The sequence below is a fragment of the Rhodanobacteraceae bacterium genome, assembly GCA_016713135.1.
In the GTDB taxonomy this organism is placed as follows: domain Bacteria; phylum Pseudomonadota; class Gammaproteobacteria; order Xanthomonadales; family SZUA-5; genus JADKFD01.
On sequence record JADJPR010000006.1, the window covers coordinates 130,087 to 154,372 of the forward strand.

Annotated in this window: 12 protein-coding genes; all 12 read right to left on the bottom strand. The window is 64.5% G+C overall.

All coding sequences use genetic code 11. The annotated features are described in order from the left end of the window. Nucleotides 1–61: 61 nt before the first annotated feature. A complete protein-coding gene (locus IPK27_08285; protein MBK8067619.1) occupies nucleotides 62–10,324 on the bottom strand; it encodes a hypothetical protein in 10,263 nt (3,420 codons plus the stop codon). Beyond that, nucleotides 10,321–14,571: a hypothetical protein gene (locus IPK27_08290; protein MBK8067620.1), complete on the bottom strand. Its 4,251-nt coding sequence runs from the start codon at nucleotides 14,569–14,571 to the stop codon at nucleotides 10,321–10,323. Before IPK27_08290 ends, IPK27_08285 begins: the two co-directional genes overlap by 4 nt. Nucleotides 14,572–14,889: 318 nt before the next feature. Next, on the bottom strand, nucleotides 14,890–15,339 hold the full coding sequence (locus tag IPK27_08295; GenBank protein MBK8067621.1) for a hypothetical protein: 450 nt from the start codon (nucleotides 15,337–15,339) through the stop codon (nucleotides 14,890–14,892). A gap of 278 nt (nucleotides 15,340–15,617) precedes the next feature. Further along, a complete protein-coding gene (locus IPK27_08300; GenBank protein MBK8067622.1) occupies nucleotides 15,618–16,028 on the bottom strand; it encodes a hypothetical protein in 411 nt (136 codons plus the stop codon). Between the two features lie 29 nt (nucleotides 16,029–16,057). Next, nucleotides 16,058–16,342: a hypothetical protein gene (locus tag IPK27_08305; GenBank protein ID MBK8067623.1), complete on the bottom strand. Its 285-nt coding sequence runs from the start codon at nucleotides 16,340–16,342 to the stop codon at nucleotides 16,058–16,060. A gap of 126 nt (nucleotides 16,343–16,468) precedes the next feature. Then, nucleotides 16,469–17,173, bottom strand: a complete 705-nt coding sequence (locus tag IPK27_08310) for a hypothetical protein (protein MBK8067624.1) — start codon at nucleotides 17,171–17,173, stop codon at nucleotides 16,469–16,471. 100 nt (nucleotides 17,174–17,273) lie between these two features. Continuing rightward, nucleotides 17,274–17,444: a hypothetical protein gene (locus IPK27_08315; GenBank protein MBK8067625.1), complete on the bottom strand. Its 171-nt coding sequence runs from the start codon at nucleotides 17,442–17,444 to the stop codon at nucleotides 17,274–17,276. Nucleotides 17,445–18,021: 577 nt separating this feature from the next. Then, a complete protein-coding gene (locus tag IPK27_08320) occupies nucleotides 18,022–18,204 on the bottom strand; it encodes a hypothetical protein (GenBank protein MBK8067626.1) in 183 nt (60 codons plus the stop codon). 727 nt (nucleotides 18,205–18,931) lie between these two features. Beyond that, nucleotides 18,932–19,099 carry a hypothetical protein gene (locus IPK27_08325; protein ID MBK8067627.1) on the bottom strand — a complete coding sequence of 56 codons (168 nt, stop codon included), beginning with the start codon at nucleotides 19,097–19,099 and terminating at the stop codon, nucleotides 18,932–18,934. A gap of 2,950 nt (nucleotides 19,100–22,049) precedes the next feature. Further along, nucleotides 22,050–22,283, bottom strand: coding sequence for a hypothetical protein (locus tag IPK27_08330; protein ID MBK8067628.1), 234 nt, complete (start codon nucleotides 22,281–22,283; stop codon nucleotides 22,050–22,052). Between the two features lie 216 nt (nucleotides 22,284–22,499). Beyond that, the gene (locus IPK27_08335; GenBank protein MBK8067629.1) at nucleotides 22,500–22,874 is read right to left on the bottom strand and encodes a hypothetical protein; all 375 of its coding nucleotides are present in this window, start codon (nucleotides 22,872–22,874) and stop codon (nucleotides 22,500–22,502) included. Beyond that, nucleotides 22,861–23,589 carry a hypothetical protein gene (locus tag IPK27_08340; GenBank protein MBK8067630.1) on the bottom strand — a complete coding sequence of 243 codons (729 nt, stop codon included), beginning with the start codon at nucleotides 23,587–23,589 and terminating at the stop codon, nucleotides 22,861–22,863. Before IPK27_08340 ends, IPK27_08335 begins: the two co-directional genes overlap by 14 nt. Nucleotides 23,590–24,286 lie beyond the last annotated feature (697 nt).

Sequence of the window (24,286 nt, forward strand, 5' to 3'; positions counted from 1 at the left end):
CCGACTGCTGCTTTTCCCGTTTGAACTTCAATACGAAGACTGGGTGATACCGTCCCATCCTTCAGATAGTTATCCAATATTGATCGGATTCTATCTTTTTCATCGCGGGGAATTGAACGATTAGAACCCAGACTATCACGGATTTCAGAAATATTGTTCCGGAGATTTGACGTAATCGCCGTGAAATCGTCGTACTGCAACCGGTTTGCGAATTTGGCTTCGCGCGGAGAATAGTACTGCCGTCACGTTCCAGGAGCGCTATGTCGATTCCACCCCTGCGCTGAGCTCTGAAAATAGGCATCTGGCCGACACGTCGCGACGCGCTGTCGGAAACATTCTCGCAAACGGTGCCCTTGATGTTATTGGCGACGCCCACACTGGGCTTTGAACTACTCTGAAGCACATTCGGGGGTGCGACCGGAACATCATCGGCCAACTTCGTTCCCAACCCGACTTCGAGTTCAGTAGTTATGCTAGTGAGTGCCTTCCCGGCTGCCTTTGTACCCTGCACCACGGGACTTAGCGGCGTTGGCGGCAACTCGGCACCAGTGGCGACCGCAACAGCAGTACCGGCCGTCTCCGCCAGCAGTATTTGTTCCGGCATCGTTGCAGTGGCTGCATAGCGCCAACCACCCGCGCGGAAAGCCTGGACGATCCGAGTCCCTGCACCGAGCAAAGTTCGCCCGATCAATCCACCAGCCAACAGCGTCGCGCCTTGTAGCTGCATCTTGGCTGTTTCGACTTGCAGGTCCCCCACTTGCTGGAGCCCCTCGCGCGTGCTCAAGTCCGCCCCAATGGATTCGGCCATGGCGTCAAAGCAATCGCGGTCGGTCATCGGCGTTGGGCAACGCCCATCCGGATCAATAAGCGCCCCCGGATTACCCAAAAATGCGAGATAGGAGTTGAGCGTCAGCGGCCGCTCGTTATCCCCCGCCCACTCATCCCGACTAGTGAACCGCCCCACCCCCGCCCGGTACTGCCGCGCCTGCGCATACAGCTCATCGCTTAACAGCGGATCCTTCAGATACCCCGTATGCCCCAGCCTGCTCTGCAGCCCAGTGCTCGCCTTCTCCACACCCCAGACATCGGTCCGCGTCCACCCGGCAATGGCGGCGGTCCCGTCGGTGATCAGCTGCGGGGTGCCGTGCACATCGGTGTGCAGGGTGCTTCTGATCGATCCCTCGCGGGAGCTGATTGCCCACCCGTATGCGTGCTGGTAATCGGCCAGGCTGGTCCCGAGTGCGTTGGTGATGCCTGCCAGCCGGGTGCCGTCGAACTGGTACAGCTCGGTGCTGCCCGCCGCCTCGCGCAGCGTGCGTTGCCCGAACGCGTCCACTTCGTAGCGGACGATCGGGTTCCCGCCCTCGCTGACTTCGAGCAGCCGGTCTTGGGTGTCGTACTGGTAGGTGCGGGTGATGCCGGCGGCGGTGTGGCTGGTTTGGCGGCCGGCGGCGTCGTGGCCGTAGCTGGCGACGACCTGACCGTCTTCCCGGGTTTCCGTCAGGCGGTCGCGCTCATCGTAGTGATGCGTACGCAGCAAATTGCCGGGTAGCGACTCGGCGGTGCGATTGCCGACTTCATCCAGGGTGTACTCGACGCGCTGGCCGTCGGTGGTCACCGCCTTCAGGCGTTCGGCCAGGTCGAGTTCGTAGGCGATCTCGATGCGTTCGCTGCCGCGTTCCCAGCTTTCGGCGACGCGGTGGCCGTTGGCGTCCAGGGTGTAGCCGAGCGTCAGCAGAGCCGCGGCGCCGAGGGCGTGGCGTAGCTGGCTGACGCGTCCGGCGGCGTCGCGGCTGACTTCGGTGCGGGTGCCGTTGGCGTGGTCCAGCGCACTCAAGCGGCCAGCGCGGCTGACGGTCGCGGTGGTCGCCGTCGCTGCCGGCGGCGTGATGCCCTGCAACTGGTCCAGTGCGTTGTAGGTGTAGGACGTGCTGCCCTCGGGACCGGTGCGTTCGATGCGGTTGTCGCTGGCGTCGAAGCGCTGGTGCACGCTCAGGCCATTGCGATCAGTCCAGTCGGTGCGCCGGTTGAAGGCGTCGTAGCTGGCGGTCCACAAGCGCGGCGCGCCGGCACCGGCGTATTCCTCGACTCGCGTCAGATTCCCGTTGCCGTCGTAAAGCCGGACCACGCGATCGATGCCATCCGCGGCGGCGGGCAATCGGCGGGTTTCGACCAGGCGATTCAGCGCGTCGTACTCCATTTCCAGACGCTGGTCGTTCTCGCGCACCCACACCTCCCGATTGCCCTCGGCGTCGGGCGTGAACAGCTCTTCTGCGCCGCCCGGGTGCTCGGTGCGCGTCAAGCGATTCGAGGCGTCGTATGTGTGCCCGGTCACCTGTTCCCGCGCGTTGGTCATGCTGGTCAGATTGTCGGCCGGATCGTACCCGTAGACCGTCTCGTTCTGAAGCGGATCGGTGACCTTCTCCAGCCGGCCCGCGGCATCGTAGTCGAACTTCCAACGGTGGTTTTCGGAGGCCGGCTTGACGATCGCCGTGCGCAAGCCGCGGCCGTCGTATTCAAAGTGGGTGACCTCAGCGAGCGCGTTGGACTCGGTAATCCTGCGCAGCCGCAGGTCGTAGGTGTAGGTGGTCGTGACACCGTCCGCATCGGTGCTGCTGAGCAACTGGTCGGCTGTTCCGTAGTTGTAGCGTACCGTGGCGCCCAGCGGACGCCGCTCTTCCTGCAGGCGCCCGGCGGTGTCGTAGACGAAGGTGGTGATGCGCCCCTGGCCATCGGTGTGGGACGCCCGCCGGCCGGCCGCATCGTAACTCTGCAATTCATCGCGACCTGCGCGCGAACGCTGCAACTCGCGGCCTTCGCCATCCAGCGTCAACACGGTCTCGATGCCCTTGCGGTCCGTCTCGCCGATGACCCGGTCCAGCGCGTCGTAACGCCAGGATTGGTGCGTGGTCAGGGGTGCAGGGTCATCCTGGCGGGTGCGCCGGTTGAGAGCATCGTAATGGAACACGGTCGCACGCTGCAGGCGATCGGTGTGGCGGATCTGGTTGCCAAGGTCGTCCCAGGCCCAGGACTGGGTGCCGGCCGGATCGATCGTCGAGATGCGCCGTCCCAGCGCATCGTAGTCGTGCGTGGTCGTGAATCCGCGCGGATTCCTCTCGCTGGCCAGTTCGTCGTGCAGCGTCCACGTGCGTATCCACTCACGCGCAAGCGGCCGGGTCTCGCGGATCTGGCGCCCGAGGTCGTCATGGTCGTAGGTGGTTTCTGCGCCCAGCGCATCACGCCGGGCGACGACGCGGCCCTCCTCGTCGTAGTCGAGTTCCTCGATCGACCCAAGTGCATCCGTACTCCTCTTGCGGCGGTTGAGGTCATCGTAGACGTGTGCGATCGGCGACTGGCTGGGACGGGTCTCGGTCAGCACATTGCCCACCGCGTCGTAGGTCACGCTGCGCACGCGACCGTCGCCTGGGCGGGTTTCGGAGACGACGCGACCGCGAGCATCGTAGGTGTAGCTGGTTGTGCGGCCGCTGGGATCCGTCAGGCTGAGCAGCTGCCCGGCGGCATCGTAAGTTCTGGTGCGCTGGCCGCCGGCGCGGTCAGTGGCGCTGGTCTCGCGCCCGCGCGTGTCGTACGCCCAGGTGCGCGTCAGCGCAGAGACGCCGGGATACTGCAGCAACTCGCTCGTCAGCCGGCCCATGCCATCGTAATTGCGCTGGGTGACGCGCCCCAGCGGCTCGCTCCTCTCGGTTTCGCGACCGAATCCGTCGTAATCGATCTCGGTCTGTCGCCCCAGCGGATCGGTCAGGAGAGTCAGCCGTCCTTCGCCGTCGCGTGCTTCCAGGGTGGTCAATTCACGGCTGTCGAGCAGGCGGGCAGTCTGCGTGCGGAAGTAGCGCGGGTGATCGTACTGATGCCGCGTGGTCCGAACCCCGGGACCAACGGCGACCCGCTCCTCGGTCAGGTTGCCCGCGCGGTCGTAGTCCCGCTCGGTGACCCGCCCGAGGGGCTCTGTCGTTCGTGTACGGCGGTCGAGCAGATCGTACTCGTGGGTAGTCTCGGTGCCATCGAATTTGCGTTCGCGCGTGAGATTCCCGTTTCCGTCGTAGTCCATTTCCCGGAAATCGCCAAGGGCATTGGTGACCTTGATCGCCCGGCCGAGCGCATCCAGTTGATGCACGGTGACACGGCCAAGTTCGTCGATTTCGCGGCGAACATCCTCGGCATCCAGATAGCGGACTTCGCGCTGCGAGCCGTCTGCAAACGTGGTGACCGTCAATCGATCCAGCCCGTCATGGGTATAGGTCTCCACACGACCGACTTCGTCGGTACGCGACAGCGGGCGGCCACGCGCGTCAAAGGCCTGCCGCGAAACAGCGCTGTCCGCATGGACCGTACGCACGAGCAGTCCCATCGAGTCGTAGGTATAGCTGGTCTGTGCATCCTCGAAATCCGTCCAGGATGCGACATCGCCGTTGGCGCCATAGGTCCAGGACTCGGTTTCACCGGACCGGGTTCGCGACACCCGGTTTCCGCGCTGATCGTACTGATAGATCTCGCCGACGCCGGCGAAGTCCGTGTGGCTCGCAGGGCGATTCAGGATTCGGAGGTCGAAGTTCTCGGGCGCCTTCCAGGTGTATCGCTGCTCGACCGGCGAACCACGGCCGCTGCGACGCTCCCGCAGCACATTGCCGAACTCGTCGTACTCAAAATCGGTGACGACCGCTTCACGGTCCACCTGGCGACTCGGCTGCCGATGTTCCAGATTCCATTCCGTTTGCGACGTCCCGATCGGATCGACCACGCGATCGACGCCACCGAAACCATTCATCCGGTAATTGGTGTCGATGCTCCGCGGACTTGTGACGACGGTATTGACCGCCTGACCCAGACCCCGCAGGCCCTGGAACTCGAAGCGCGTGGCCTGCCCCAGTGCATTCGCGTGGCGGACGACGCGCAGTTCCGGAAGCACATCGATATTGCCGCCCCCGCGTGGCGAATGCACCCATTGAAGCTCGTAGGTGAATGATTGCCGGGTGCGTGACGCAACCTCGTCGCGCACATTCAACATGCGCGAGCCCAGGCGATGCCAGGACTCGTCGGTACCTTCAACAAACCCGAAATCCTGGTAGGTGTAGGTCTCATCGAACGGCGCGTCCGTGCGATGCACCCGAGTCAGTTGTGCATTGCCGTCATAGGCGAAAAGCAGCTCGAAGCCGCCCGGCGCACGGGCGCGCATCAGCAAGGGATAGATGCCCGGCTCTTCGTAGTCGCCGCCCGTGGGACGTAACTCGTATTCCAGCTCCAGGTTACGCCCGCCACTGCCCGACAGGGCACTGGTGACCGGGATGCCGCCGAGCCATCGATAGCTACGGGTGACCCGGTTCCCATTGGGATCCTCGGTGAAGGCAACCGGCACTATCCGGTAATTGCTCGCGGGATTCAGGTAGCCATTGCCGCGAGCGAAGTGGTAGCGCGTACCGTCCTTGGCGTAAACGTCATAACTCCCGTCCGGACGCTGGTAGAGACTGCCGTGATATCCGTGCAGCGCGCGATAGCGCAGGCTGCCATCCGGTTCCGTACCGGCGGCCTCGAATTCAGTGCCCGCTCCCTGAGCGCCGACCAACTGGGGTCTGCACGCATTCAGATGCAGCTCGACGTTGAGATTGGAACTCCATCCTCGTCCGAGACTCCCGATTCGCGCACCCTGCTGACTGCTCCAGGTACGTTGCAGCGCGAGCTCCGGGCCGCGTCCCGGCAGCTGCAGGTCCTGACGGGAAACGGTGACCTGACCGTCGAACAGATCGACATCGGCTATTACGGTATGCCCAAGGCCCAGATGGTCCCGCCGATCCACCTGGTGAGTCAGTGTCGTGCGCAGCTCTTCCTGAACTCCCGACTCTGTGGTCGCGCGGACACGCACTTCGAACCGACCGATCGGAAGATTGTCTGCAAGAACCTCCTTGCGCCCGAGGCCCGCGTCGAACCACTCATCGTTGATCAATGTCCCGCTGAGGAGTGGGGAAACGTTGCCGTGCTCGTCTTTCCGATAAAAGTCGGCGCGAACCCTGGCGCGGCGTGCGAGCAGGAAAACCAACTCCCCACTGCGATTGCAGTAATCATTGGCCGAGACATTGATCGCACGGAGCATGTGCGCATTTTCAGTCCCCCGAAGTGCCAGCGCCGTGGCCTCCCCGTTCGTGACCGCGCCATTCTGTCCGGAATGCAAGCCGACGCCGACGATAACGTCGTCCGAAGCCGTCAACGGAAACCGATCCGACTCAATCCGATACGGCGTGCCCTCGTTGATGCTGAATTTGATTGCGTAGTTTTCAGCGGGATCGTAGGTCCAGCCGCGGCTGTACATTAATGTGCCGGTATCCAATATTGGGGGGCCGATCCCACGTTGAATGATCTCCCCTGACTTCTCAAACTCAACCACAGTATCGCCGCCGAGATATTCTGGCGGAGCAACTAGCAGCCGGATGGATAGATCGTCAGCTACAGTTCCGGCAGCGGAGAGAGCAAACGGAAGTGGGTCCACCTCAGCAATCCGCGGCAGAACAGACCAGACTGCTGGAAAGCTAAAGTCCAATCGCACAACGAAATTGCCCGGTGTCTGCATGCGCCCGCCCACCTCGACCTTTCCTGGGCCGGGTGGCATCCTGACGTTGTATTCAAACAAGCCGCCACCCAACCACGTCGCTGGCGACGCAATTGCTCCCGAACTAGTCGTCATTATCACGTCCGGGGTAACGGAGGGATAATTCCCGGGATAGAATGGACCAGGCAGTCGTGATACCCAGGTGACCAGCAGGTCGTTTTGCGGCGGGTACGGATTTTCCATGGAGTACAGCGTGAATCTACGTGGTACCGGAAGCCATTCACCGGGACGTGCGGATTCTATGGAGTCCGTACTCGTAAAGTAGTACCCAGGATTGCTGCCCGTGTTGTCCGATACATCGCCCTCTCCGACTGCATGTGCTGCCCCACCTTGGTGCACAATCGCATGGGTAATGACAACGTCCCATTGGGAGCGGGCCGATTGACAAAAACGCAATGCGTCCAGATTGGTGGCGTTGTGGAGTATCAGGCGCTTTGGCGCAGCACCAGGGGTCGATACCGTAACGTTCAGCTCAAGACCTGCCGCATTATGCGGCGCGACGTGGAATAAGTTGTCGCTTGCGCGAGTCTTGAAATCGATGTTGGTTCGCAAGCAGCTGTGCCCTGTCAACAGCGCCTCTCCCTCGGGGCAGTCGCCGGGGAGGAATGCACCACCAGGTGTTGCGCCGGCGTATGCGCTGGCTGGGCATTGAAAATCGACCAAGTCACGGATGATCGGGCTGAACTCGGTAGCCAAATGAATGGGAGCGTTGGCAATCCTGTTTCCAAATTCGTCGACTGCCATTAGCGACCAAGTGGCGTAGCCAACTCCGGCATGTGCTGCAACTACCTCAGTCCCATCCGGGTATCGGAAGACGGGTGGTCCGTACACTTCGATATGACGTACATCATCCGGACGCCCGAAAGCCTCATAGTCGGTTCCCGCGATAATGCCGTCAGGCGCATACCGCGACGCCGCGTTAACGCGCACTAGGTTGACCCCCATGAATTGCGGGTGCAGTTCTGGATCATCTGGGCGCTCAGACACGTAGCGCCCAGAGTTGATCTCCGTCCCTAGCCGAAGGCGTACCTCAGCCAAACCATGCCGGTCGCTGGTAAGTGTCACTGACGAACCCGTGGAGCTTCCGCCGGTCAGACGGCCATCTCCAGCAACAACGGAAAAAGTCACGCTCGCTCCCACCACTGGGCGCCCGTTCGGATCCTCGATTCGGGCGCGCAGGGGTGTAGGTAGTTCGGTTACGACGGTGGCGATCTGCTGATCCGAATCGTCGAACAGGCGAATCTTCAGTACATCGGTGGGGTCGAGGTTGGGCGCCGCGCCGTATGGATCCGCGAAGAGCGCGCCCAGACTGGAGAGGAACCAGTCCGAAACGGGTAGCACGGTTACGCCGCCTGCCAGGCCTCCGCTCACGAAGTACCCCGCCGAGCCGTCGACCGCGGTGACCTGCCACACGGAACCACGCCATGCACCGACATCGAGCACGGTTGCGGGGATGCGGACGCGGTGGCCGATTTGCAGCCAGGCGGCCAGCGCCTGCTTTACGGGCTCCGGGTGTGCCAGCGACGGCAGCTGGGCGATCCCTGCGGCGCCCTCCAGTTGGAGCACCGTCGGCCCGGCCAGGTGCGCCCGCGCTAGCCCGCGGTCGGCCGAGATGGCCGGCACCGCCCACTGGTCCTCGAAAACGCGATGCTCGAGGTAGGAGCATTGCAGCGCCGCGAGCGTGAACCAGTGGTGTTCGTCGTCGGTGTGTCCACCGCGCGAGATCACATCGAGGTCACGCGCGGCGGCGTCGATCGCGACCGAATTGAAACTCAGCTGCAGCGGTACGCCATCGACACTCGCGATGTCCATCTGCGTCAGCGCGAGGGTGGTCGTCGGCAGCGGCTCGATCAGCCGCACACCGAGCAAGTCCGCCAGTTCGCCACTGTCCGCCCGACACTCGCTGGCGTAGCGGGAAGCCAGATTGCCGAGCACACGGGAAACAGCTGGCTCGGTGTCTTCGGTGACCGTGTCGTCCAGACCTTCTGGCGGCCGCGGCGCCCCCGAATCGATCAGGATGCTCGCCATCCCGCCGGATACCAGCGTTTGCTCGACCGTCCGCGCCTCTCCGGCCACCTCGGTAAGCACCAGCAGTCGCAGCTCCTTGGCGGCATCGACTGCCTCGCCGACGAATCGCACTTCGCCGCCGACACTCAACCTTGGACGCAGGCGGAAAAGGTACGGCGGAACCTCGCTCAGTCCGCCGCCCAGGCTGTTCAGCAGGTTCTGATCGTCCGCTGTTGCCGGCTGGAACGAGACTGTCAGCCGCCGGGAAGACGCCTCGAGCACCGGGAGGTCAGCCACCAGGAGTTCGCGCGACTCGTCCCTTACGGTGACACGCACGGTCGCGGCCGTGCCAGGCGGCAGCTCGGCCGACTCCTGGCGCACGCCGACCACTGCGAAGGGCAGGCTCGCCGGCAACAATTCGAGGTCCGTGCCGCTCGGCCGGACCAGCGCCAACTGGTCTGCGTACGTTCCTGCGGCTGGATTCGAGGTCAGGTAGGGCTGGACCAGGGCGCGCAGTCGCTCGAGCGGAGACATGCCGGGATCGGTCGTCAGGAACTCCGTGACCAGCGCATCCTGGTCGATTGCGGCGGCGGCCAGCACGCGGGTAGCCGCACGTGCCACATGCGGCTTCACGGCTGGCGCGAACGGCAGCCATACCCGGCCCGTCTGGGTCGCTGCGCTGCCACGGTATTGCACAAAGGGAACGTGCGCGGATATCCAGGTCTGTTCGAACTCGACGCCCGTGACGACACCGCCCTCGACCACAGGCCGATGTGGTCGCAAGGCGCGATTGAGCGCTTCGAATACAGCCGCGTCGCCCTGGAGATTGAGGGTTGCCTCCAGCTCCGGCAGCGACCACCGGCCCACGCCCTGAACGTAGCGTGCCGGCACGTTCGAGGCGCGCAACAAGGCGATCAGCAGGCTGGCCTGATCGACATCATTGCCCGCGCGTGCGCGCAGACAGCCCAACGCGCCCCGTTGGGAACCCGGATACCACTCGGTCCGAATGCTGCCGCGCACGAAGTCCAGGATGCGCGTGTACTCGTTACCCAGCTCAGCAGCCTTGGCGACGATTTCCGGGTGCAGGGGCGCGTCCAGACTGTCCTGCAGATCGCTGGCGACCGGTGGTGGCGCTGGCGCCTGCTGATAGCTCGGGACGACACTTGCTCCACCCATCAGCAGTGGCGCGGCCGCCCAGTAGCCGCGCTGGAGGGGCAATGCAGTGCCCAGGATCGGGAAGCGAGGCGCGTCTGCATCCTGCGGCGCCAACTTCGCTGGTGCAGCCAGGGCGTTGAGTACGCGGCCCCGAGCGTCGACCAGTCGCGCCTGGATCGTTGCCGGCAGCCCGGCCTGCTGCAGACGCTGCTGCCAGAGATCGAAGCGCTTCGACTCCAGCAGCGCGCGGACCCGCTGCGCACCGGGAACTCCCTGCGCGGAACGACCAACCCCGCCGGCTGGCAAGCGACTCTGCGTTGTCGCCTCGGGGCGATCCCGATGCCGCGCGTCCACGCCGCGCTGCAGGTCGATCAACCATTGCTCCGCCAGCAGGCTGTCCGCGGCAGGGCTGATTGCCGGAGCAGCCACCACGATCGGGGTGGCGACCGGACCAGAGACCGGCTGGCGCAGGCCCCACGCCGAAGCGCCCACCAGCAGGAACAGGATCGCCCAGCGCGAGAACTTCGCATGCGGTGCGTTCATGGTGCACGCTCCGCCGGCAGCTTGTGGGCTTTCCGCCCGGTATCTCGCTGCAGCCAGTCAATCACTCGCTGCAAGGTCTTTGCCGCGGTAGCGCAGGACTCCGACTCAAAGCCGCTGGTGCCTGAACTTCCCGCCGGCGTCTCGAACCCATCGGCAAATCCTGGCCATGACGCGGTCCCATCGCGACAGACTGCGAGCGGCCCCAGGTTCCGCGCATTCCCGGCGCCATCGGTGGCACGGAACCAGAGTTGCCTGAGCCCAGGCGCAGGCGCCGGGAGCAAGCCATGCCATTCACCTTGCGCTGGACCCGGCGCGAGCGCGATCCAGGATCCATCATCAACCCTCGCGCTGACCGATTCGATGCCCGTCAGCGCGTCGCTCGCCTGAGCGCGAACGGGAATGGGATCGGGAACGGTGGCCCCGGCAACCGGCTCCAGCACGAGTAGTGTCGGCAGGATCTCATCGCGGATGTCGGCCTCCGTCGCCGCGATCAGCGCAAATGCAGCATCCGGCTGGGTCAGGCGACGCCAGCTCAACTGCAAGCGCACGCGCGCCGCTGGCCACTCGGATGTGGGGTACGAGAACGGAAGCTCCACCGCCTGACCCTGGAGCAAGGGTCGACTCCACTCGAGTCGGGCTAAAAGCGCCTGGGACGTACCGAGCACGTCGAGACGCAGTTCGTCGCCATGCGGGGAATCCGGAATCGTCGAGGTCACCGAAAGCATCCCCGCGAGCAATTGCCCGTGAGGCACACTGCCAGGATGCTGCAGGGCAGCTTCGACCGGCGCCGTATTGTTGGTCAGCCGCATCACCCGCACAGAACGGATCACGCTCAGGTTTCCAGCGCGATCGCGGGCACGCAGTTCAAGCAGGTTCTCGCCCGGTGCCAGCCAGACGGCGCCAAAGCGCGCGACACCCTGAGCGTCGCTCACGGTCACCAATGGCGCCGGCTGATTCAGAAGTTCGACTTCGATGCCCGCCTCCGTCTGCGCCACCACCGGCAGGTAGCTCAGGGGCGTCGCCGAGTTCGCGGCCGGCTGCGTGATCAGCAGATCCGGCGGTGTCAGGTCGATGGTGAACCGCAGTTCGCGGTTTGCCTGGTTTCCCGCTCCGTCGGTGGCATTCGCACTCAGCATGTGCGCCCCCTCAGCGCTGATGAGGGTGCCCGATGCATGCGGGACACCATCGAGCAGCACTTCCGTGCCGGCAGGATGCGCATCGGTCACGGTCACCGTTGCGACCAGCGGCTGATTGCTCAATTGGCCATCGACAATGCCGGTGATCTCGATGTCCGGAGGCGTCCCGTCGACGGTGACGGTCCGCGCCGGGTTTGGCTCGGTCCGCTCGTGACCGGTGGCATCGCGCGCCCGCACTCGAATGCCATGCGCACCATCCGCAATCCCATCGAGTTGCGTGGCGTACCTTGGCGCCGGATCCGATGCCATTGCGACAGGCATCTGCTGATCGAACAGCAAATCGACGACGTCGATGCTGCTGTACAGGTCGGAGACTTGCGCTGCCACCGGGAAGCTCGCCGGCAACAATGCCCCGGCCTCGGGCTGCAACAGGGCGACCTCAGGGGGAGTCAGGTCGGCCAGCGCGATCACTTCCTGGGCCAGCACGGTCCAGACTCGCTGCCCACCTGCATCCGTCAGGTGGGCTTCCAGGACCAGCACGTAGTTGCCCAACGAGAGGGCGCCACTGGCGAACTGGTAAGTCTGCGGAGCAGACGCAGCGGGTGCGTAGTTCCGCGTCCATTGGACCTGCGCCATGGTCTGGCAGCTGGCTTGTTCGACCAGAGACAACCGGGCCGGAATGTCATCGACCGGTGTGGCGCCCAGATAGTTGATCACGGCGGTGCCGGTCAGATCCGGTCCGGGCTGGCTCGCGGTGGTTGCCGGCTGAAGGTCGCCGTCGAACAGGCCCACCGTCGCCGAACTGCGGTGGACCGTGTGGGTCGTCGGAGGCGATGCGTTGCCCGCCGGATCCACCGCAGATGCTTGCATCAGATTGCTCCCCTCCGCCAGTGGAACGGCCGCGAAGCTGACGACGCCCGCGGTATCGGCGGTGGCTTGGGCGCTGAAGCCACCGAGTGTCAGGGTGACCGTTGCTGCGGGTTCCGTCGCCAGGACAACGGCCGTCGTGGTCGCGGAAATCACGGCCCCGGCAGCCGGGAACGTGAATTGGAGTGCCGGAGGCGTGGTATCGATGACGAACCGGAGACTGCGTTGGCTCCGGTTGCCGGCTCGATCTGTCGCACTGACGAACAACTGGCGACTGCCCTCCGAGGTCATCGGCGTGCCCGAGATGTATGGCTGTCCATCCAGCAACAGGATGGTCGCATCGAGGTTCGTATCGCTGACCTGGATGACGGGTACCACGGGCACCGCGTACAGACCGCCCTCGGCGACACCCTGGATGTCGATCTGCGGCGGCGTGCGGTCCACGATGACCGACCACGGGACCGACACGCCGAGGTTGCCGAAGGCGTCGCGTGCCCGTGCCTGCAGGGCCAACGGGCCTTCGGGCGCATCGACCGGGAACCGGAACTCCCCAGGGAAACCGGTTCCGGGACTCATCGCCTGGAACGCACCGCCACCGATGCGCAGTTCCACCTGCGAGATGCTGCTGTGCGCATCCAGGACACGCACCGCTGCATCAAATGATCCAGGAACGAAAGCGCCATTCACGGGACGGATCGGTGTGATCGTCGGGGGCGCAACATCCGAAACCAGCGCGGTCCGCACATCCAGCATCCGCGCCAGCGATCCGCCGGGCACTTCCAGCGTCAGCAGAATGGCGCCGATCGACATCCCGGAGGCAGAGACTTCAAGCGTACCGATGCGCGATTCACCGGCCGCGAGCGACCATGTGTAGGCGCTGCTGGCCAGTTCATTTCCAGTCGTCTGCCGGCGCGCACGCGCCCGGACCGGCAGGTCGGACAGTGCCACTGCGCCGGTGTTGCGCACCTCGAAATGAATCGTCGCCGCAGAGCCGGCGGGCAGCACGCTTTCCGGCAACTGCCAGGCGCCACCCACTGCGGTTGCACCACTCACCTGCACCAGTTGCACGGCCGCGCCGGCCTCCGCCAGCAGGCCGCCTGACCACACCTCGGAAATCAGGCTGTACGCGCCGGCAGGCAGTGTCCCGGACGCGAACGAAACGGGATGCGCGCCATCGTATCCAACTGTCAGAACACCGAGTGCCCGGGTGTTCTCGGACATCGTCAGGCCGTTGGGTCCGATCAGTCGCGAGCGCAACTCGGCATTCTCGACAACCACGTTGCCCTGCACGTAGCGCAACCTGGCCTGCAGCTGGATGGGGGCGCCCAGTGTCACCGTTTGCTGACCCGGTTCCAGGGACAACCACAACAGCGACTCGGCGCGCACGTCGACGAGCGCATCGCGCGAACGAAGCAGCGTACCGGCTGCATCATGCAGTTCCGCGATCACGCGGTAGCGCCCCGCTGCAACCGTGCCAGGGGTCCAGTCGAAAGGCACGGTCAAGCTCGCTGTCGGGCCGTTCAGCTGAACGGCCTGTTGGTGCAGGAGGGCGACCAGATGCTGCTGGTCATCGAGCATTCGTAGTGTGAGGCGTCCAGTGAACGACGTCCCGTTCACGACTGTCACTGTGCCATGCAGGGTCTCCGTCGGTCCCAGCAGAGCGCGATCAACCGTGAGCGCCAGCTCGGGTAGCCCATCGGCATTCACCGTGAACGTGCGCGAGGCGCGATTGTTGGAAAAACTCGATTCCTGGAAGACGCGAGCAGGGTTCACCGCCACCGAAACGCCGTAGATGCCCGTTTCCGCCAGCGCTGGTGCTTGCCAGGCAACGACCGTCTCGGTCCCCGCCAGCAGCGGCGGCACAGCCACCGAAAGCGGTGGCATCGATTGACCTGCGGGCGTGGACATCTGCAGTGTCGCGGTGGCTGCCGCGCTCGATGCGCTGCCAATGTTGCGGATGCGCGCTCCGAAACGCGCGGCGGCTCCTGGCAAGCCTACATTGGGCTGCGCACTGAGGTCCTGGTTGCGGACCTGCAGATCCGGTAGTCCGTCGCCAGGTACCGTGATGGTGATCGGCAGGGCCGGCCCGCTGTCCAGCTGCCCCGGTGCCGATGCAATTGCGGCAAGGATGTTGTCGCCAAAGGCCAACTCGAAGGCAGGAAGCCGGAACACGCCTGGCGGCTGCACGATGTGCAGGTCGATGTCGGCCTGGATCGCCCATTCCTCGGTGGCCAGCGCGGCCATCAACGTCCCCCGCTGATGTCGCGACTGGCGAGCTGCAAGCCGTCAGGCCAACGGTGCAAGGTCCATTGTCCGGACCCAAGCACCGCCAAGCGCGTGTCGTCTTGGTTGAACTCGATCGCGACCGCGTCCGGGCTGCCAAAATCCACGCACCAGCGCACCAGTGCTCAGATTCAGCCGGTGAATGCCCGGAGCGGTCGGAATCACCGATGACCAGGGCCTCCGCAGACCGCCTGGCCAGCGTCGGTACGCCGATGGCATTGATCGCGGCCTGCTGTACCAATCCCGATTGCAGGTCGAGCACCTGAATCCGCCCGTCGCTCAGGTACCAGATCGCCCAGCGGTTGTCGCCGTGTATGCGCACGCTGCGCGGATCGATGTCTGACGCGGGAATCGCGATCCGGTTCCAGTCCCCGACCGGCTGTTGCTCGCGCCAGGCCAGCTCAGGCCCGCCGCGCCACCGGGGAGGTCTGCCACGACCAGCAGGCGCCGACCATCCTCACTGAGCCGGAACAGGCGCAACTGGGGAACCTCAAGGACCTCCGTCCGTGTGGCCGATGCCAACCGGTAAATTTCCAGATGAACCGAGGAGCCCATGGGAGAGCAACGCATCAGCTGGTCCGCGTCCAACCATTGGGCCAACGCGCAATCGCTGCCAAGCTGGACGCCAGGATCCTCACCGTCGACAGGCCGCACCCAGGCGTCGCTGTAGACCTGACCGGCATCCGGCGAAACCAGTACGTCGCTTCCGCCAGTCAGGTAGCTGCGCATCAGGGCTTCGGTGGGAATCACGGCCTGGCGGGAGGAGGTCGTACCGGTTCCGACATGCACGGTCGATCCCGGTTGACCGCGTCCGGCAACCACACTCAGTGGTCGCGGAATCACGACCGACCTGCCGTAGCGAGTTGGAAAGTGAAAAGCCGGGGTGAACACGGGCGCGTCGGCGTAAACCGGAACCCTGAGGCCGTGTTCGATTCCGGGCTGCCATTGCCAATCACATCGAACGCGCGAACCCGGTAGTAATAGCGCGTGCCATTGACCAGCCCTCGTCATCGTAGGTGGTCGCCAGCTGTCCCCGATCTGCTCGAAGGACCGGCCTCGGCAGGCGAACGCAACACGCCGTAGTACACCGGGTTACTGCCGGTTCCAGGCTGCCATGTCAGACGCAACGCACCCCCGCCGGGTAGCGCATCCACGACCAACCCGATCGGCGCCGGCAACGTGCCCACATCGACGGACAGCACGACCTGCTTCGACGGTGCCGCGTTCCCCGCCTGATCGACCGCGAGAATGCGATATCCATAGGCGCCATTGGGCAGGCCCGAATCCGTGTAACTGCGGTTCGCGAGATTCGTGATCGAGGCGATCGGCGTGCTGCCACGCAGAACCCGGTAGGCGGCCAGGTCGGGAGCGGTGCTCCGTCCACTGCAGTTGGGCGTCCGCGCCCTGGACTTGTCCACTCAGGACCACCGCCGGTGGTGGCACGATGTCACCCACGACCACGTCGGCCGGATCGGACTGGGCTTTCGAATGCGTCCTGGTTGACCGCCTGATGCGGATATCGATAGCGACCATCGGTCAGGGTCTCCTGCAGGCTGGTCGCGCCTGCGTCGGACGCACCCGGTACGACGATTTCGCGCAGGTAGACGGATGGGTCCCCAGCACTCAAACGCAGACGGAACTGCTGGCTGCGATAGGGCTGACCAAGGCTCGCCGACAGCGTTCCTGGCTCGTCGGTCACGTCGCTGGCAGTCGCACCCAGTTCCCGAGCCATTCGCCCTCGACCGCCAGGGCTATCGGCGCTTGCGGTGCATCCAGCTGAATCTCGAACGCAGTGACGATGACGGGCTCGGCCAATTGCACCAGAACACTGACGCCGCCGCCCGACAGGTCGATCGACTCACCGGTCGAGGACGCACCGTCGATGCCTGGGCAGCGCCTGGTGTGCCCTGCGCACGCAGTTCAACGGCGGACTGGGGCGTTTGCGCGGCATCGGGCTCTCGCGCCGAACCATCACGGAATACCCGGAACGAGACCGGCGCGGATAGGCCGGCATCCGCCAGCTCAGGTTCACCTGATGCGCATTCACCGTCGCCGCCACGTTTGACGGAGCTGGCGGACGCTCGCTGCGCATCCCCTGGGATTCGAATGGCTTGCTGCGGTTTCCGACGCCGTCCCGGACGCGCACGGTCAGGGTGCTGAGGCCCGGTTCGAGCAAGGTCTGCGGGGGCAGCTTGTCCCGCGGCGACGCCTGCTCCGGGAGCGCTGCGCTTCCGGAGGCACTCTGCAGATCTGCCACAACCTGTCCGGATACCACCGAGCGCACGCGCCATTCGGTGGCCGTCTCCAGCGTCGGCGTATACGGCTGCTCCACCTCCACACTGAACACCGCGCATTGACCGCTGCGCCAGCGGGCGACTGGTTGCCCCGACGTATCGACTGCCCGAATGCGGTAACGATATTCGCCATCGGTCAATGAGCCGTCGACATGCGCAACTGTCGGCGAGGGAACCACGGCAACCGTGACGAACTCGCCGCCTGGAGCAGCGCGCTGCACCTCGTAGCTGGCCAGATCCTGGGCGTTCACCGGGTCCCAATCGAGCATCGCCTGCTCGCCGTCGACCAGGACACGCAGGTTCGCAGGGGTTTGGCGGCGCCCTGCAGGTGTCGATGCTCGATCCGTACGCGGGGTGGCGCGGGATCGCTCAGACCTTCCTGATCCAGCGAACGCGCGCGCAGGTCGTGAAAAAGCCATAAGCCTGGGGCGCCGGTTCGAAAATCGAATCGAAGGAGGCACCGCGGAACATCGGGCCGAACAGCGTCCAGACGGACGCGCCATCCGCCCGGAACTCGAACTGGACCTCGGCAAAGGTCAAGGTCGGCGCTGGTTCCGCGGACCGGAACGCGCGTGTCGAATCGCTCACCATCCAGCGGCCTGACCAGACGGACCCGCGGCGGCCTGCCCGTCCGCGTCAAGCTGACTGGATCCGAGAAGGCACTGAGGAGTTGCCAGTGGTGTCAATTTGCCTGGACCCGCCACTGGAAGCCGCCGTCGCCGACGTCCTCATCCAGCCAGTCAGGCGTCGCTATGACCAGCAGCAAGGGGTTCCCCGCCCGGGTCACCCTGCAGCAGACGCGCCGCGATAGACGAGATAACCATGCAGGTCGGCTTCGGTGTTGGGCGTCCATGTGAGCTGCACATCGCTGGTCCCGGCTTCGCTGGCCACCAGGCCGACGAGGCGCAGCCGGCGGCTGGTTGTCGATCGTCAGTCCGACTTCCCGGACAGCGGCGTTGTTCGAGATGTCCCGGGCCTCGATTTGCAGGCTGGCGGGGCCGTCGAATCCCTGGAGTGTTCCAGCGCACCAATTCGGCATTCAGGACGGCAGCGGGTGCTGCTGGCCAACACCACACCGCCAGTTGCCCGTTCCGAACCACGCGCCAGCTCCCAGCGCTCAAAGTCGTCGCGACTGGAAGGCGCGACCGGTGATGGCCACCGTGCCACCGATGCCCGAGCCATTGAACGGCGCGTACAAGGCGACCTCGGGCCGTGTCGTGTCGATCGCCAGGCTGACCTGATTGCTCGGCGAGGATTCGTTGCCCGCGGCATCGATGGCGCGCACCTGCCAGCAGTGCATCCCCTCGCTGAGTTCGGTGTCGACGTGCTCCAGGCCAGATGGCTCGGCGACAACTTGTGCGTTACGCAGAAGCCGGTAGCCAGCCCATCGCCGGCTGGAGATGGCGCGGTCCAGGACAGGCGTGCGTCACGCGGGCCCGTGCGCGCCACGCGCAGTTGTGCATCGGCGCGGGGGAGGCAGGTGTCGACTCGAACCTCGCGGAACACCTCGCTGACGTGACCGAAAGCGCGGTCATGTACCCGCAGGCGCAGCAGGTAGACGCCGTCGATCGCTGGCGACAGCACCGTCGCCAGCAGTCCGTCCGCTGGCTCGCTACCCTCAGCTACCCGCTGAAAGACGGGCGGCTGCGCGGAGTTCCGCGAGATCCAGCTCGAAACCGGTCGAGATTCGCATCGGTCGCGCTGCAGATCACCTGCTGATCACGCCTACCGACGCGCCTGCCGATAATAATTGAGTCAATGCGCGCGCAACCGGTGGCGTGTTGTCGAGTACCACCGAGACGTCCACCAGGCCCTGATTGCCCGCTCGATCGAATGCCGTCACCCGCAAGAATGTAGGGCACCGTCGGGCTCCCACGCCTGCCCAATGCGGCGGTCCACGGTCCACTGCCGACGCCGGTTTCGCTCGCGATCAGCGCAACGTGAATCTCCTGGCGCAGCTCAGGGGCATCCGCCCGTCGGGATGGCTGTCCTCGATCCCGTACTTGCCCGGCGATCGGCCCGCCCGTTCAGGACAGCACCCCGCGTCCGGGCCCGGCGTATCGATCGACACGCCTGGCGGTGCGGTCCAGTGTGAACGCATGACTCAGCTGGCTGCGATTGCCGAAGCGCGATCCTGCCGCCTGGATGCTCAGCGTGTAGCTGCCCTCCGCCACGTCATCATCAAGCAGGGCCAATTCAAGGACACCCGCCGCCTTCGTGCTGTGCCAGTAATCCCGGCATCGGCGGATTGAAGAGACCTCGGCGCCCAGGGGATGAGCTTCCCTCCACTTCCAGTGTCAGCGCCCCGCCCGTTGCTGAATGCGCCGGCCGGCGCACGCATCACCAGCTGTGGCGGTGTGGTGTCCCCTGCAACCTGGAACTCGGCTTCTTCGAAGTGCGCTGGCTGGGCGGGATCGACCACCTGAGCGCGACCCGGTAGGCGCCGTCCGGAACAGGCGTTTCCGTCTGATCGCGTCCGTTCCAGGTCAGGGACTGCGTGCCGTTCGGGGTCACCAGAGTCGGCGAGCGTCTTGCGAGTCACCCTGTGGCATCCAGCACCCGCACGCTCACCAGAGCCGGGCGACCAAGGCTGAGGACAGGATCGTGGATTCAAGGATGCCGTCGTTGTTGGGCGAGATCAGCTCGTTGTTCAGCTCCGCCGCCAGGGTCAGCGGCGAAAGCGCTCAGAACCTGGACCTCGATATCTGCTTGGCTCTCCAGCCCGACCTCGTCACGCGCCTGAAGCGCAATCCGATGGGTACCGGCAGCGACATGGTTGTACCAGTCATGGGCGTAATCGCGTGGGCCCCGAGCGGATGTCGGTTGCGTCACGATGTTCGGCCGGTGACCGTTGCCCACCGAGGCCGAATAGGAGAACTCGACCCCCGCAATACCGCGGCTGATCCTGGGCCCGGGCACGCAAGGAGCTGGAAAAAGCGTCAGCGCGCTGCCTGGCGCCGGTTCCAGCCATTGGACCTGGGGCGGGGTGTCATCCACCCTGACCGGGACCAGATCCTTGCGCTCGTAGCCGCAATCGTCATCAGCTGACCAGGACCACGATGTACTCGCCCTCGAGCCACCTGCCCCTGGGTGTTGCGGCCATCCATTGCCACTGCAATGCGCCGGTCAACAGTCCGCGACTTCCCAGATCCACGAGGGCCGGGCCTGCCTCCGTCCATTCCCCGGCCCACCGCGGATCCGTCAGGACGGGTCGGGAGCCCACCGCGTGCAGGAAATTGGCCTGCGCAGAGATCTCTTCATGAAGCGCGCCGCGACCAGACAGTTTGCCCAAGCGAAGGCGAGAAGCGGTAGGAACTTTGCGCAATCCCGTTGGCCATGGTCGTCGGCGGACGCAGGTGGTCGAGGCTGCGGCCAACCACCGGAAAAACGCGATTGCATCCAGGACTCGCGCATCAGCCACCACAGGACGCTCGACTGCAGGCGAATAGCGTTCACAGAAGAGACTGCGGACACGCAAGGTCGCCGGACCCTCAGGCAAACCCACTTGTTCCCAGGTTTCAATCTGCCAGTCGATCGGGGCCGCGTTCCTCAGCCCAGGCAATTGGTCCGGCCGCGGCAGGATCTGGAAATCGCTCTCCCTACCGGGGCTCCCGACCGACCCAGAAGCCGTGATCACTACCGATCTGTGCCGAGATTCATCGACAAACGAATTGGTCGATTCGCCCGGTTACTGACGCCGGATCGCCAATGCAGAGCCGGTTGTTTCGGTTGATCCCCCGTTCGGCGGTGGGCGCCGGCGGCGATTCGATACTGCGGCCCACGGTCGTGGTTTGACTGGAGCCATCCGTGTTAGTTGACCTGCAGGACATGCTCGCCAATCAGGGGGTCGGAAGTATCGACAGCGATCAGCGAATTGGCCGCAGGCCGCGGATCAACAGCAGTGCACCGTGCTGCCATTGCGCGAGTCAAACCAATGCACCGATGCAGGCTGTGCGAATGGGAGGCCGGAACACCCGATGCGTGGAGACCACGGAGGTCCCGACGCGCGTGAGAGATCGCCCCCATCCCCGTTCGCCTGACCCTCCGCTGCTTATTGGGGGCCGCCTTCCGGGTCTCGTTCAACACGGAACTCATTCGATTGCATGTTTCCGCCAATCTGACGGCGCATTCTGAATTCGGCACGACCGGGCAGCGGGGGCAATTCACGAAGCCAAGTTTCGTCCCCGTGGAAGCAGCTCCGCTCCGGAGCTGGGACATCTCCAGGTGTCACCAGCGCGTACAGTAAAGACTGCCCGCCGGTTCGCGGAACTCCAACACTGCCAGCCTTCGGTGGATCGCGCCATGACACCGAGCAACATCGCGGAAGAGCGGCGCCGCTCTCAACCATGTCATGACGGGAGTCAATACCTGACCCCGTCCCGGCACATGCCACGACGGGCCAGACACGGGCAATCCCACAAGTCGGGCATTATGGACACCCCAAGCCAAGCACCTCGAATACTTCCGTCCGGATATTGCCCGCTTGATCGACGGCGACGACTCGGTGCTCCTCGTTTCGTAGTTCCTGGGGCTTCAGATTGAAGTCTATTTCGGGAACAAATGCGCTCTCATATCTGACACGCTCAATCCAGGGCGATGATCCGTCTCGTGGTCTGGACTCCAACCGAACATGGTCGAAACCTTGATCAACGGCATTCAATCTGACCGTGCCATATGATCACCGTGTCCTGGTTAGGTTGGGCAGAGCAATCGGTGATCACCGGCAGGTTCTCCGTGATCTCCAGATCCAGGCAGCGAATTGTCGATCTCGACCACGAAACTGCGGCCAGCAAGGCTGATGCGGTATTTTCCGTCCGGCAACGGCGAGCCATCCTGCGCTCTACCCTCCCACCGCCACTCGAAGCGACCGGATAGCGGATGCTAGAGTCGTTCGGTCTGAAGCAGAGTGCCGTTCCCGGATTCAATCCGAACATCCAGTTCAATCACGCCGACCGGATCTCGTACCGCAGGAGTCAATCGATCCTTGACGCCATCCCCGTTCGGCGAAATGTGCCTGAGGTCAGCCTGTACCGTTCCCAGCACTCGGCGTCGAACCAGACCAACTCCTTCCTTCACCGTCTGCGCGATGTTTCCAGCGCGATCCACCACTCGCAGACGCAGGCGATAACGACCAGGTGGCGGCGGCTAGTGCGATCCGATCACCTGATCGTCCACCGCCTCGGTCCCGTCCGGGTTCCCGGTCCACACACCGCCGGACTCAAGCTGGTACTCGAGCGAATGCGGGTCCAGGTTCTGATCATCCGCGCTGATGCGCACGACCATGGTGCGCAGGGCCTCGACGTACTCCAGGTCCAGTCGCGCGAAGCCATTCCCGCGGTTGGAGAGTGCATGGACGTATTGCTGAGGGACATCCGCCAAAGCTATCTCGGCGGAACACCGTGCTGAGCCCGGAACCCCGATAGGAAATGCTCCGCGATCTCGATGGTCGATTCCGACGGCAACAAGGTCGGCAGGACTCGGCGCCGCGCTCCAGCGCGATCCCGTCCTGCTCCCCGAGCAGTTACTGCTCACCTTCGATCCAGCCACGCGGACTGAAGTCACCAAGATCGCGCACCTGACCGCTTGCGACTTCGATCAGCAGACCGCGGCTACCCAACACGTAGATGTTGCTGCCTTCGACTTCTCGCTGGAGACCGGTTCGAGGTTCTGGTAGGCCTCGAAGCGCGCAGCCACATGGAATGCCTCATCGGGCGAGCAGTGAAACTCGAACACACCCCGCCCCATCGGCATGTCTGGAATCCGCGGTGGGACGTCGGTTGGCACCACGTCGGAAAGATCGACGTCAAGCTCGGTGCCAGCGCTCAGATCGCGAATCCTTGCGCGGGCTTCGGCGCCCCAACTCATGATCAGATATCGCCCGGAAGGGCTGACGTCAACGGCGAGGTTCGCCAGCGACGTCTCAGACGTGACGATGGCCGTCACCGCGCCTGTGCGCTCATCGATGCGCAATATCTGCACAGCGGTTGGGCGCCGAAGGGACTGCGCACCCGGCGACCCGGTAAGATGCTCTGTCGGCCCGGCTATAGGAGAACCGTGCGGCTTTCCAGATTTCATCATCCAATCGAGGAATGCGATCGATGAGGGTGCCACCTGCGGGTCCCACCAGATGGACGCCACTGTGCGAGGACACTGGGACACGATCGGTTCCGAATGTGTACGCCTTCTGGAAATCCGGGCTAACCGGAGCCCCAGCGTGACCCTTGTCCCGTGCTGGGTGACCATCCGACCACACACCGCTCGGTTCCGCCTCGAAAATCAGGCTTCCCATCCAGGAGACGGCCAACGTATTTCTTTGCACCATGGCCAATGACTGTCGGTGGCTGCAAAAGATCGATCCGCTGTCGACATCGACCGCGACCAGTTTGATCCTTCTGCCGATAGGGCGGCGACCGCGACAGTGTGGTGCGTCAAACAATCCGACCGACGTGAATCCCCAGGAATTCGGGAATGCCGACGTCGGCAGCAGCAGGCGCGCTGCCATCAAACCATATCGATAGAGGCCTGACTGTACCCCCAGCAGGCCACCGGCGCGGAACACGGTCAATCCATGCATGCCGGTGATTTGATCGAAATGGGTGCTGACCCCGCGGTCAGTGACTCCACCGGGGCATTTGCCATCGCGTGCGGCAAGCACCGGCGGGCGACGATTGGTGTCGAGGACCAACGGGGAGGCGCTTCAACAACTGGCCGGTGCGCTTTCCGAACCGCACTTCATAACGATCATCGAGTGGCGCGCCGCCCATCCCCGGCGGCGTCAGACGCCGCCCAACTGGGCCACTACGGAGCCATCCCCGTAGACAGCACTTCTTCGCCCCAGGACGTCGGCACCCGCACCCGGGCCGCCGCCGGTGGCGTCAGGCGCGCGACGATCTCGGTCTGGTCAGCGCGTCCGTCCCCGTTGGGCGAGAAATAGGGTTCGGTGACGTAGAAGTCAGAGATCCAGTCGTGTCAGATCGAGAATCATGATTTGTCGTCCTCTCGCCCCCTCGGCGATGGCGTTCGCCCTGTCGGCAGCCAATTCGATGCGCAGGGGCGCCATCGGGGCGCCGGATGAATTCGAACTCGACCGCGCGCTCTGCGCCGGGCTCGAGGTCCACGAGCCTGGGAAGGCGCCAGCGGCGTCGACGGCGCCCCGTCGGCGGCTAGCCGGTGAAGTTCGATTGCGGTACTGGGCACCGGTTGCTGACCGGTATTGCGCAAGGTCGCCGTCGGCGGACGCTTTCGCGCGCCCGGGGCCGGCTAAGCGGGCGTCAGGCGAATATCGATGGCGACCAGTTGCAGGACTGGCAGGCTCAGCACCTGCGTCAGCTGCAGCGCAAGATTGTCGCCCTCGTTGGTCTCGGTCAGCTCCGTGCCGACGT